Raw genomic sequence first — 13,112 nt, 5'->3', positions numbered from 1 at the left:
AGAGAGTAGTGCGTAATTTTGGTCTAGAACAAGGACATGCCCCATAGAATGGAATAGGGGTGATGGTCCATGAGCTTCAGATTAATCGTATTATTCAGCGTCAATCTCTGTTTTTTTATAGGGTTTGGCATGGCTTTTTTAACTGCAGACCATGTCGTAACCGTTAATAAAGAAGATACCATCTACCAAAAAATCCAGGCTGAAAAAGAAGAATTCGAATGGGAAGCACAGGATGCGAAGCTCGATTCTGTATGGAAAAAGACACCGGGGATTGTTGGTCGGAAAGTAGATGTCGAAGCCTCTTATAGGAAAATGCAAAAACACGGCAAGTATAATCCTGAATTGTATGTCTATAAATTGATCAAGCCTGAGGTTTCTTTAGAGGACTTACCGGCTTCTCCTATATATAGAGGTCACCCGGATAAAGAATCCGTTTCTTTCCTAATCAACGTCTCCTGGGGTGAAGAATACATTCCGGACATGGTGGAGATTTTAAACGAGCACCAAGTGAAAGCGACCTTCTTCATTGATGGAGCCTTTGCGAATGATTTTACACACCTCGTGCAGATGATCGAAGAGGAAGGACATACAATCGGCAGTCATGGGTACAGGCATAAGGACATGGGTAGAATGACAAAGGAACAAGCAAAAGCAAACTTAGAACAGGCGGATGAGCTATTATTCGCGTTGACTAAAGAAAAAGTGAAATATTTCGCTCCACCGTCCGGCAGCTTTAATACGGCTACTGTGGAAGCGGCAGATGAAATGGATATGGAAACCATCTTGTGGACAGTAGATACAATCGATTGGAAAAAGCCAACTTCGGATGTACTGATTACAAGGGTCATGAATAAGGTCCATAATGGTGCCACCATCCTTATGCATCCGACCGAGGTGACAGTAGAAAGCCTTCCAGTACTAATTGAACAAATTAAAGATAAAGGGTACAAACTGTCTTCCCTGCAAAAATTATTGAGTGAAGAGAGATAGAGAAGAAGGAGAGTAGCCGTGGTGAGAATGAAATCTTTGGCTCAAAAACAAGTGATTGATGTAGAGAATGGGGAGAAATTGGGTATTCTGGGAAAAGCGGACTTGATCATTGATCCTGATTCTGGAGTGATCAAGTCATTGATCATCATGAATCAGGGATTCATTGGTTTCGGATCTTCCAAAAAAGAAATGACGATCGATTGGAGTCAAATTGAAACCATTGGTGAGGAAACGATCCTTTTAAAAAAACGATGAACACTGCAGCCTGAGCTGCAGTGTTTTTTGTTTGCTAATCGAAATCACTAACTCCGCATTCCGGCATAGGATACAAGGAGATAAGATACTAGATAAAGGAGACATCCGGGATGCTAACAGGATATCATGTAGCAGTCATAGGGGGCGATGCCCGGCAAATCGAACTTATTCGAAGGTTGAATGAGTGGGATGCCACCGTCTATTTGGCTGGGTTCGACCAACTGAATGAAAGCTTTAGAGAAGCCATCGACCTTGACTTCGACAGCGAGCAGGTGGAAAAATTGGATGCCATCATCCTTCCTGTACCATGAACGGATTCGGAGGGAAAAATTGAAGGAATCTTCTCCAACCAGCTCATCCATTTGTCAGAAGAATGGTTGAAAAGGACACCTGACCATTGCCAAGTGTTTTCTGGAATCGCCAATGATCATTTAAGAGATTTAGCTGCTAAAACTAATCGGACCCTCATCCCCTTAATGGATCGGGATGATGTTGCCATTTATAATTCTATTCCTACCGTAGAAGGGACTCTCATGTTGATCATTCAACATACCGATTTTACGATTCACGGATCAAAAGTCATTGTGCTTGGTCTTGGTAGGGTAGGGATGAGTCTTGCACGCACGTTTGACCACCTTGGTGCCGAAGTATCTGTTGGAGTACGTTCTTCAAAAGCAGCGGCAAGAGTTTATGAAATGGGTCTAGAACCGATTGATATGAATGACTTAGTGAATGAAGATATGTCATGTGACATTTTACTGAATACCGTTCCCCACCTGGTGGTGGATGCTTCTGTAATTAAACAGTTGCCATCACATGCAATGATTTTGGATCTTGCATCCAAACCGGGAGGAACTGATTTTCGTTATGCAGATAAACGTGGAATCAAAGCACTACTTGCCCCAGGTCTGCCGGGAATCGTAGCTCCAAAAACGGCAGGGAGAATCATAGCAGATGTCGTGTCTCGAATTGTTCAGGAAGGTTCACGAAAGGAGAATGAATGATGTCTAAATTAAAAGGGAAAGTGATCGGATTCGGGTTAACTGGATCCCATTGTACGTACCATGAGGTTTTTCCTGTCATGCAGGAGCTCGTCGACCTCGGAGCAACCGTGGTTCCTGTTTTATCCTACACTGTACAAAAAACGGATACCCGTTTTGGGGATGCATCTGAACATTTAGAAAAAATAAAAGAAATTACAGGTGAAGAACCGATTCTGACGATTCCTGATGCAGAACCCCTTGGACCTAAACGTCCTTTGGACTGTATGCTTATTGCCCCACTTACGGGAAACTCGACAAGTAAATTCGCAAATGCGCTGACGGACTCCCCTGTGTTGATGGCTGCTAAGGCGACCTTGAGGAATGAAAGTCCAGTTGTCGTGGCCGTATCAACAAATGATGCTCTCGGATTGAATGGTGTGAACATCATGCGTCTAATGGCAACGAAAAACATTTACTTTGTACCTTTAGGTCAGGACCATCCTTTCCAAAAGCCGAATTCATTGGTAGCGGATATGACATTGATCCCAGAAACGATTGAAGCAGCTCTCGAAGGAAAGCAGCATCAACCCGTATTAATTGAAAGGTATCCGAATTAATTCTTTTTTTCATACCAGGTGTTCTTGTAAATATGATAAAATAACAAAAATAGTGACATGTCTTACTATTCTTACAAATGATATACAAGAGAGGATGCCGAATATGAGTGAAACTAAAAAATATAATGTAGCCGTCGTCGGGGCGACTGGGGCCGTCGGACAAAAGATGCTGGAGACTTTGGAAGATCGGAATTTTCCAGTTGGAAACTTAAAGCTACTCTCATCAAGTCGATCTGCAGGATCGAAAATGGTGTTCAATGGTGAAGAATACACGCTGGAAGAAGCGACATCTGAAAGCTTCAAAGATGTAGACATTGCTCTGTTTTCTGCTGGAGGGTCTATATCTAAGAAGCTGGCTCCTGAAGCAGTGAAGCATGGAGCAGTGGTCATCGATAATACGAGTGCTTTCCGTATGACAGAAGGTGTACCTCTTGTAGTACCTGAAGTTAACGAAGCAGATATGAAGGAACATAAAGGGATCATTGCTAATCCAAACTGTTCGACCATTCAAATGGTGGCTGCTCTTGAGCCGGTTCGTAAAGCTTACGGCATGAACCGTGTCATTGTTTCCACATACCAAGCTGTTTCTGGAGCTGGAAATGAAGCTGCCGAGGAATTGCGGGAACAATCGCAATCCTTCTTGAATGGGGAAGAGCTTGAGGCTAATCTCCTTCCAGTGAAAGGAGATAAAAAGCACTATCCGATTGCATTTAATGCGCTGCCACAGATTGATGTCTTTCAGGATAATGGTTATACATTCGAGGAAATGAAAATGATCAATGAAACGAAAAAGATCATGCATGCACCGGATCTTTCTGTTGCAGCTACTTGTGTACGCCTTCCTTTCTTCACATCTCACGCGGAGAGTGTATATATTGAAGTAGAAAAAGAAGGGGTTACGGTTGAAGAAGTCAAACAGTTGATGAATGAAGCGCCTGGAATCGTTCTCGAAGATGATCCTGCTACCCAAACATACCCGACACCATTAAGTGCGGCCGAAAAGCGAGATGTTTTTGTCGGCAGGATTAGAAAAGATCTTGATGATGAGAAAGGATTCCATTTATGGGTTGTATCAGATAACTTGTTAAAAGGTGCAGCATGGAATTCCGTGCAAATTGCAGAACGCTTAATTGCGAATGAGTGGCTGTAAACTTTTATTGAGTTGAGGTGGCCAAATGAAGCTACTTGTACAAAAGTTCGGTGGAACGTCCGTCCGGGACCAAGAGAGTCGGTCCCGGGCCATCCACCATGTAAAAAACGGCTTGAAAGAAGGATTTAAAGTCGTTGTTACCGTTTCAGCTATGGGGAGAAAAGGTAGTCCATATGCCACAGATACGTTGCTTGGGTTAATTGACTTCCCTAAAACAAAGGTTTCGCCAAGAGAGCAGGATTTGATGATGTCATGCGGAGAGACGATTTCTTCGATCGTTTTTGCTCATGAGTTGAATCTGGCTGGTGTAAACGCTGTATCGTTAACAGGAGCTCAAGCAGGAATTATGACCAATGGAGATTTTACTAAAGCTAAAATTACTCAAGTAAACCCTGGCAGGATTTTAGAAGAACTGAAAAAACACGAAGTCGTTGTTGTTGCAGGGTTTCAAGGTCAGACCATTCAAGGGGAAATGACAACGATTGGTCGCGGAGGCAGTGACACAACAGCTGCTGCTTTAGGAGCGGCTTTACACTCAGATTATATCGATATTTTCACAGATGTAGAAGGAATCATGACCGCAGATCCACGACTGGTTCAAGAAGCGAGACCTCTGAATACCATCACGTACAATGAGATTTGCAACTTGGCATACCAAGGAGCAAAAGTCATCCACCCGAGGGCTGTAGAAATTGCCATGTATGCGAAGGTCCCCATCCGTGTACGCTCCACATACTCTGATCTTCCAGGGACCCTTGTGACGGGCACAAAAGAAGATCGAAGAGGAAGAGACATTTCAGAACGAACCGTAACTGGTATCGCTCATATGGATGGACTCTCACAAATCAAAGTTCAATCAAAAGAAGATCCTTCCAAACTACAATCCGACGTATTTAAATCCATGGCATCCGCCAATATATCCGTAGACTTCATCAATATATCTCCCAGCGGTGTCCTTTACACCATCAACCACATTTATACAGACAAAGCAATCCAAATTCTTGAGGAACTCGGTTATGAACCAGAAGTGAGAGAAGGCTGTGCAAAAGTTTCTACAGTCGGGGCTGGTATTACTGGCATTCCGGGGGTAACAGCAGAAATAGTTCAAACATTGACTGATCGTGGCATTCAGATTCTCCAATCCGCTGATTCCCATACGACAATCTGGGTTCTGGTCAAGGAAGATGACCTTATAGAAGCGGTCAACGCTCTCCATAAAACTTTCCGATTGAGCAAAGCACCCAAGAAAGGGGAACAACTGACATGAATTTCGGAAAGGTTTTAACAGCCATGGTGACTCCGTTTGATCGGCATGGTGAGATTGATTTCGATAAAACGACTGAGCTGGTCGAATATTTATTAAAAAATGGAAGCGACGGACTTGTCATTGCTGGAACGACGGGTGAATCTCCGACGTTGACAGCTGATGAAAAAGTAAGCTTATGGAGTCATGTCGTGAAAACAGTCGACGGACGTGTACCTGTTATTGCAGGAACAGGGAGTAACAGCACAGAATCATCCATAAAGTTATCTAAAAGAGCCGAAGCCACAGGCGTAGATGCCATCATGCTTGTCGCTCCTTACTACAATAAACCGAATCAAGATGGACTCTATCAACATTTTAAAACCATTGCAGGATCCGTGAAGCTTCCTGTGATGATTTATAATGTACCAGGAAGATCGGTCGTACGAATCCAACCAGAAACCATCATGGAACTTTCTAAGATCGAAAACATTGTATCTTTAAAAGAAGCTACCGGGGACCTGGAAGGAATGGCCAAAATTCGTGCATACACAGATGAGCACTTTTCCATTTACAGTGGAGATGATCATCTCACCCTTCCAGCATACGCTGTAGGTGCTAACGGTATTATATCGGTCTCCTCTCATGTGATAGGAAATCAGATGCAATCGATGCTCTCCCTTTTTGAAGAAGGTAAATGGAAAGAAGCAGGAGATCTCCATCGAAAACTGTTGCCAGTGTTCAATGGGATGTTCAGCGCTCCTTCCCCAGCTCCTGTAAAAGCAGCTTTGAAAATCCATGGACTTGAAACCGGTGGAGTAAGACTCCCATTGGTTCCTTTAACCAAAGACGAAGAAGCAGTCATTGTAAACTGTTTGCAACATATTACCTAAACCAGGGCAGATCGCCCTGGTTTTTTATTGGCCTATTATAGATAAACTCCCGATTGTGGAAGACTCGGCTTCGAGATGATTTCGTGTTTCGTTTGCCATAATGGGAGTCAGGGGTGGCTGGGAAGCTACTCGCTTTCCTGTGGGGGAGTGGCGAGCTTCCTCGGGCTAACGCCCTGTGGGATCTCGCCTATCTCCTTTCTCCCACGGGAGTCTCGCAGCTTCCCAACCACCCCATGTCATGAAACGAAAAACGAACCCCTGTACCTAGAAGCAGAGCTCCCACTCGTCCAGCCTAAGCAGGCATAAAGCGCTCTGTATCAAGCGTTTACGTTCTACATGCCCACTGTGAAGATGATATCATTCATTTCCCTCAACCATACAAGCTGATTTTTCCAGTAGTGGATTCGAGAATCTTCCAAGGTAAAGGGCGGAGGGGAATGGCGAGACTCCTGCGGGAAAAAAGTGCAGGGTGAGACCCCACAGGACGCAGTCCGAGGAGGCTCACCGCGCTCCCGCGGAAAGCGAGTTATTCCCCGCAGCCCCCACCACTCAATAAAAGTCTCGAAATTGAGTCTTCAAGAAACCTGCCAAATACTTTAATAACGATTTTTATGAGGGATTTGTGAAGAAAGTAATCAGGAGCTTCATGTTGAAAGTATGTTTCACACCGTTTGAGTCATACTACGGGAAAAGAGCGAAAGGAGATCGATCCATGAAAGATGATTCCAAAGAAAAAGATCAATCCAAATCGCAATCCTCTCTCGTTGACAAAATTCAGCAACTAGGGCAAAGCAATGTCCCACAGCCGGCTGATTCCAATATCCATGTGCTGCCGATTATCGGGCAGGTGGAAGGACATGTTCAGTTGCCATCACAAAATAAGACAACGAAGTATGAGCATTTAATACCTCAATTGATTGCGATTGAACAAAACCCTAAAATTGAAGGCTTGGTCGTCCTGTTAAATACAGTTGGGGGAGACGTTGAGGCTGGGCTTGCGATCTCTGAAATGATTTCTTCCCTTTCCAAACCGACTGTATCCATCGTATTAGGAGGTGGACACTCCATCGGTGTTCCTATTGCTGTCTCTGCGGACTATTCGTTTATTGTCGAAACGGCGACAATGACGATTCATCCGATCCGTATGACGGGGCTTGTCATCGGTGTCCCCCAGACGTTTGAATACATGGATAAAATGCAGGATCGTGTCATCAGCTTTGTAACGAAGCATTCCAATGTAGCCGAAGATAAATTCAAAGAGCTCATGTTTGATAAAGGGAATCTCACCCGTGATATTGGTACGAATGTGGTCGGTCAGCAAGCCGTGGATCATGGTCTAATTGATGCTGTTGGCGGAGTGAAAGAAGCCATGTTAAAATTGAACGAGCTCATAGAGCAGAGTAAAGGTTCTGAGCAGCAGGTGGTTCAATGACCATTCTATACACACCCTTAAGTGAACATGACATTTTTCCAATGGAAGAAGAAATGTCGGTCGTGTATCATGAACATAACAATTGTCCGTTAATGTGTCGTAAATCTGCTGATGGAAAAAAGCAGATTATGCAAGTTCTGTCGACAGACCCTTCCCATTACATGGATCCAGATCTTCAACCAGGACAATGGTTGGACTCGTAACATTGTAGATGGCTATGGTATAATAGAATAAATGAGTGACTGGATGCCGGTGCTGTATTTCTTCATGAATATTGAAGGAACCATCGGCATTTTTCTCGTTTTAGTTTTACATATGGGGAGGAAAGACCATGGCTAGGAAAAGAAAAAAGAAGAAAAAGCAATCAAATATGAAAAGCCATTTGAGGTTTGAACTTATAGGGCTATTCTTCCTCTTTATTGCTGTCATTGGAAGCGGGGCTTCTGCTATCAGTGATGGAGCGGTTCCAGGAGGTTTGGAAAGGTTCTGGCAGTTCTTGTTTGGTGTATGGTACTTTATCGCCTCCTTGTTCTTTCTAATTGTTGGTGTGTATTTAATGGTAAAAAGAAAGTGGCCTGTTTTTTTACATAAACGCCTATTAGGCGTGTACACCATAGTTACGGCTTTACTTTTGTTCACACATCTTGAAACACTTTCTGCTGAGCTTGGGACTGGCGAAGGTTCGATTTTCGCCATGACCTGGGATAGAATTACAGGAATGATGAGGGGAGAACTTCCGTTTTACAGCATTGGCGGAGGGTTAACGGGTGCGATCCTTCTTTCCATCAGTTATTACCTTTTCGCGAAAGCTGGAGCAGCTATTTTGTCTTTTTTCCTATTTATTATCGGTGTGATTTTCGTCAGTGAAAAATCCATAGGTGAGCTCTTTGCTAAGCTTGGCCGAAAAGTAAAAGAAATGAGCTCAGAACAAGTGCAAAAGATGAAGGATCAGAAAGAGCAAAAAGCAGAAAAGAAAAAGCAGGCATTAGAAGAGCAGGAAGAAGAAACAGTGGTTTATGAATTAAATGATACGTCTAATGATCAGGTAGAAGAGCAGAACCAAGAGCCGATCATACAAGACTTTACTGATACTGCTTATGCTTCTGAGAAAACGGAAACGGATAAGCCGAAAGAAAGTGGCACGGAGGAGCAACAGGATGTCGATGAAGTAAATATTGAAAAATCGATGCCAACAGCTGAGCTTGAAAACATGGATTACCAGTTACCGAGCCTGGAGTTATTGGACGAACCTACTTCCACTCCGCAAAGTCAGGGGCGTTCTCACATCCAGGCGACCGTGAGGAAGCTTGAAAAGACTTTCCAAAGTTTTGGTGTGAAAGCGAAAGTCACAAAAGTCCATGTCGGTCCGTCGGTAACGAAGTACGAAGTGTACCCAGATGTAGGGGTGAAAGTCAGTAAAATCGTGAACTTGAATGATGACCTTGCCTTAGCACTGGCGGCGAAGGATATCCGGATTGAAGCGCCTATTCCAGGAAAGTCAGCGGTCGGAATCGAAGTACCGAACCAGGAAGTGTCCATGGTCTCATTACGTGAAGTGTTGGAAACGGGCAAATCAAAACCAGATGCCAAATTAAGCTTTGCTCTGGGGAGAGACATTTCTGGTGAGGCAGTTATGTCAGAATTAAATAAAATGCCTCACTTGCTTGTCGCAGGTGCGACCGGAAGTGGTAAAAGTGTTTGTATTAACGGCATCATTACGAGTATTCTGATGAGAGCAAAGCCACATGAAGTGAAAATGATGATGATTGATCCGAAGAAGGTTGAATTGAATGTCTATAACGGTATTCCACACCTTTTAGCTCCGGTTGTCACAGATCCTAAGAAAGCTTCACGCGCATTGAAGAAAGTCGTATCTGAAATGGAACGAAGATACGATCTCTTTTCAGATACAGGAACAAGAAATATCGAAAGCTACAATGAATATATCAAAAAGCATAACCATGAAAATGAAGATGAACAGCCACAGCTTCCATACATTGTTGTCCTTGTAGATGAACTTGCAGACTTAATGATGGTCGCTTCCAATGAAGTGGAAGATGCCATCACCCGCCTTGCACAAATGGCCCGCGCAGCAGGCATCCATTTGATCATCGCTACTCAGCGTCCTTCTGTAGATGTCATCACAGGAGTCATCAAGGCAAACATTCCATCAAGAATTGCTTTTAGTGTATCCTCACAGACCGATTCAAGAACGATCTTGGACTCTGGAGGAGCAGAAAAGCTTTTGGGAAGAGGGGATATGCTGTTTACACCAGTTGGCTCCAACAAGCCGACAAGGGTACAAGGCGCTTTCTTATCCGATGAGGAAGTGGAGAGAATCGTCAATTTCTGTGTGGAGCAGCAAAAAGCGCAGTACCAAGAAGAAATGATCCCTGAAGAGGAAAGTGAAGTGAAGCAGGAAGTGGATGATGACCTCTATCCTGAAGCGGTCCAAATGGTTATTGAAATGCAAAGTGCCAGTGTTTCTATGATACAAAGACGCTTCCGCGTCGGATATACGAGAGCAGCCCGGTTGATCGATGCCATGGAAGACAACGGTATCGTCGGACCTTATGAAGGTAGTAAACCACGTGCTGTCCTTGTTTCACAGCAAGCAGAAGAACAACATACTTCATAAATTTTAAAAGGATCCAACCTAATTAGGTGGATCCTTTTTTGTGTGTTTCAATAAAGACATAATCGAAGCTTTCTTATATACTTATTAAACAAACTGGCAGGATTGTTGATGATACAGTTTCGAGACTTTTGTTGAGTGGATGGGGGCTTCGGGGAATAGCTCGCTTTCCGCGGGAGCGCGGTGAGCCTCCTCGGACTGCGTCCTGTGGGGTCTCACCCTGCACTTTTTTCCTCTTCGATATCCGTTTCCGGCGCCTAGCGGCTAGTGAAACTTCCTTCGCTTCTGTATGATAAGTCAACATCGAATCACTCCGTTCTTCGTGTTTCCTTTATCTCCGTCAGCTCAGTCCAGTCCATACGCCGCTGATCGAGGCTCCTCCACACTTAAGGTAGGAGTCTCGCCATTTCCCTCCGCCCCTTTTCTATACCAGTGTCACGAAACCACTCTCCGAAAAATTAGCTATTTAGTTTGATGGGAGTATTAGAATAAAACTCCTTTGCTCAGGTATTAGAATCCTGAAAGCTTGATACAGAGCGTTTTATGCTCTTCCAATCGGGATAGCTGAAAACAATCCAACTTGGTAAAGGTGTCCCTTTCTCACATCCACCCCTAAATCCCATTATGGCAAACGAAACCCGAAAGCATCTCGAAACTGAGTCTTCAAGAAAAGGGAGCTATTCTATTGTAAATGTAGATATTTTACATTCATGGAATGCTGATCTAAATCTATCAAACGTTTACATGGAAATGAGTCAAAATTCATAAAAATGTCCTAATTCTATTTATTTATTTATCGAATAGTGTTATATTATTGTCAAAATGTGATGTGTCGAACGTCAGAGGTCAGATCTCTAGACGATAGTTCAATAGACTTGGGGTGAAAGTGATGTCCATCAGACAAGACACTCGACATCTATATTTACAGGTGATCGAGCAGATTAAACGAGATATTGAAAACGGTATCTTTTTAGAAAAGCAAAAGCTACCATCCGAATTCCAACTTTCCAAGTCCCTTGGGGTATCCAGGGCGACGCTGAGGGAAGCATTGAGAATTTTAGAAGAAGAAGGGGTGGTTACTCGAAGGCATGGGGTGGGTACTTTTGTTAATCCAAAACCTCTGTTTACATCAGGAATTGAAGAATTAGATAGTGTGACAGGCATGATTGCGAAATCAGGTATGACCCCGGGGTCTCAGTACCTGTCTGCAGAGCTTATCGAGCCCACAGAAGAAGACCGGAAACGATTCTCTCCACTGGAAGTACATAGTATTGCGAAAGTCGAACGTGTCAGAACAGCCGACGAGCAGCCAGTGGTTTATTGTACAGATAAAATTCCAGAAGGTTTACTCCCAATTGATCAAATTAGAGAAGCGGATTCATTATTTAATGTTTTAGAGCGCTATACAGGGAAAACCATCGGTTATGCGGTCACCCATATTGAACCGATCGGCTTTCATGAAAGGATTTCTCCGATTCTGAATTGTGAGCCTGACCAGGCTCTCTTACTTTTGAGACAAATGCATTACTCTCAGGATGATGTACCGATGTTACTTTCCTCCAATTACTTCAGGGCTGACAAGTTCAGCTTCCACGTGCTAAGAAAAAGAGTGTAAGGGCTTACAAAAGTGTGACAGATTCATTTTAGGGAGGTGAGGCTGGTCATAAATACTTGAATTCTGCTGGATTTTGATTCATTTCATACTAAACAATTAGGGGGTAATCGTTTTGTTGAAAAGTCGTTTTCTTATGGTTCTAGTATTTTTATTAACTTTTGGTGTGTTTTTAGCAGCTTGTGGTTCTTCTGGAGGAGAGGAAGAAACCAGTGGAAGCAGCAGTGATGACTCTGGCAGTGAAGAATCTTCTGGAGAAGAAAACAGCGATATCTCTGTAGCTATGGTTACAGATGTGGGTGGGGTTGATGATAAGTCATTCAACCAATCTGCTTGGGAAGGCTTACAGGCTTTTGGTGAAGAAAATGGAATGAGCAAAGGTGAGGGAATCGATTACGCTCAATCTGAGAGTGATGCCGATTACGCAACAAACCTGAACCGTCTTGTACGTCAGGACTATGATTTGATTTATGGAATCGGATACCTTCTTCAACCGGCAATCGCTGAAGTTTCTCAGCAATATCCAGATACGAACTTCGCTCTTGTTGACTCCGTCCAAGAAGGAGATAACGTAGCGAGTATCGTGTTTAAAGAACACCAGGGTTCATTCCTTGCAGGAGTAGCTGCAGCTAACAAGACGAACACAGATAAAGTCGGCTTTATTGGTGGGGTAGATGGAAGCTTGATTAACAAGTTCGAAGCAGGATTCGTTGCAGGTGTTAAATCTGTAAACCCTGAGATTGAAGTTGAAGTAGAATATGCAGAGAGCTTTAACGATTCCCAAAAGGGACAAGCCATCGCATCCAACATGTACTCCAAAGATATTGATGTCATTTACCATGCTTCCGGTGGTACAGGTAACGGTGTATTCGCTCAAGCGAAAGACATCAAGAACAGTAATCCTGATGAAGAGGTATGGGTCATTGGTGTCGACCGTGACCAACACGAAGAAGGTCAAATCGGTGACTCCAACGTCACACTTACTTCTATGGTTAAACGTGTAGACATAGCTGTTCAAGAAGTGGCAAATCAAGCAATGAACGGAGAGTTCCCTGGAGGGGAAGTTCTTGAGTTTGGTCTTGCTGATGATGCGATCAGCATTGCTCGCACGAACGAGGAAGCGATGACAGAAGAAATCGTTTCTGCTGTTGAAGAGTGGAAAGAGAAAATCGTCAACGGCGAAGTTGAAGTGCCAAGCACACGTGAAGATCTTCAAACATTCTTAGATTCAATGTAACAACTGTCAGAAAGGGCTGGTGAGAGCCGGCCTTTTCTTCTGTCAATGAAAGTCATCAAATGAAA

The 13,112-nt window shown here is 43.6% G+C and carries 11 protein-coding genes and 1 pseudogene; all 12 read left to right on the top strand.

The features are described 5' to 3' along the window. Positions 1 to 69: 69 nt before the first annotated feature. Complete coding sequence (locus tag LC065_RS15330; RefSeq protein ID WP_226589469.1) at positions 70 to 990, top strand: polysaccharide deacetylase family protein; 921 nt, start codon at positions 70 to 72, stop codon at positions 988 to 990. Between the two features lie 27 nt (positions 991 to 1,017). Beyond that, a complete protein-coding gene (locus LC065_RS15325; RefSeq protein WP_226591635.1) occupies positions 1,018 to 1,245 on the top strand; it encodes a YlmC/YmxH family sporulation protein in 228 nt (75 codons plus the stop codon). A gap of 110 nt (positions 1,246 to 1,355) precedes the next feature. Beyond that, positions 1,356 to 2,249: pseudogene (dpaA, locus tag LC065_RS15320) on the top strand (dipicolinic acid synthetase subunit A). Continuing rightward, positions 2,246 to 2,845, top strand: a complete 600-nt coding sequence (locus LC065_RS15315; protein WP_226589473.1) for a dipicolinate synthase subunit B — start codon at positions 2,246 to 2,248, stop codon at positions 2,843 to 2,845. Before dpaA ends, LC065_RS15315 begins: the two are co-directional and overlap by 4 nt. A 103-nt stretch (positions 2,846 to 2,948) precedes the next feature. Next, on the top strand, positions 2,949 to 3,995 hold the full coding sequence (gene asd / locus LC065_RS15310; protein ID WP_226589475.1) for an aspartate-semialdehyde dehydrogenase: 1,047 nt from the start codon (positions 2,949 to 2,951) through the stop codon (positions 3,993 to 3,995). A gap of 25 nt (positions 3,996 to 4,020) precedes the next feature. Then, positions 4,021 to 5,262, top strand: a complete 1,242-nt coding sequence (dapG, locus tag LC065_RS15305; protein ID WP_226589477.1) for an aspartate kinase — start codon at positions 4,021 to 4,023, stop codon at positions 5,260 to 5,262. After that, positions 5,259 to 6,131: a 4-hydroxy-tetrahydrodipicolinate synthase gene (dapA, locus tag LC065_RS15300; RefSeq protein WP_226589480.1), complete on the top strand. Its 873-nt coding sequence runs from the start codon at positions 5,259 to 5,261 to the stop codon at positions 6,129 to 6,131. Before dapG ends, dapA begins: the two co-directional genes overlap by 4 nt. A 712-nt stretch (positions 6,132 to 6,843) precedes the next feature. Continuing rightward, on the top strand, positions 6,844 to 7,563 hold the full coding sequence (locus tag LC065_RS15295) for a ClpP family protease (protein ID WP_226589483.1): 720 nt from the start codon (positions 6,844 to 6,846) through the stop codon (positions 7,561 to 7,563). Continuing rightward, entirely contained in the window at positions 7,560 to 7,766 is a 207-nt protein-coding gene (locus tag LC065_RS15290) for a YlzJ-like family protein (protein WP_220583206.1), read from the top strand. Before LC065_RS15295 ends, LC065_RS15290 begins: the two co-directional genes overlap by 4 nt. 128 nt (positions 7,767 to 7,894) lie before the next feature. Continuing rightward, entirely contained in the window at positions 7,895 to 10,201 is a 2,307-nt protein-coding gene (locus LC065_RS15285; protein WP_306163541.1) for a DNA translocase FtsK, read from the top strand. An 886-nt stretch (positions 10,202 to 11,087) separates the two neighbouring features. Then, on the top strand, positions 11,088 to 11,813 hold the full coding sequence (locus LC065_RS15280) for a GntR family transcriptional regulator (protein ID WP_220583204.1): 726 nt from the start codon (positions 11,088 to 11,090) through the stop codon (positions 11,811 to 11,813). Positions 11,814 to 11,925: 112 nt separating this feature from the next. After that, the gene (locus LC065_RS15275) at positions 11,926 to 13,047 is read left to right on the top strand and encodes a BMP family lipoprotein (RefSeq protein WP_306163540.1); all 1,122 of its coding nucleotides are present in this window, start codon (positions 11,926 to 11,928) and stop codon (positions 13,045 to 13,047) included. Positions 13,048 to 13,112: the final 65 nt, after the last annotated feature.

The organism is Halobacillus litoralis (genome assembly GCF_020524085.2).
GTDB lineage: Bacteria > Bacillota > Bacilli > Bacillales > Halobacillaceae > Halobacillus > Halobacillus litoralis_E.
Note: the sequence above shows the minus strand (reverse complement) of the source record. Positions and strands in the feature narration are given on the sequence as shown.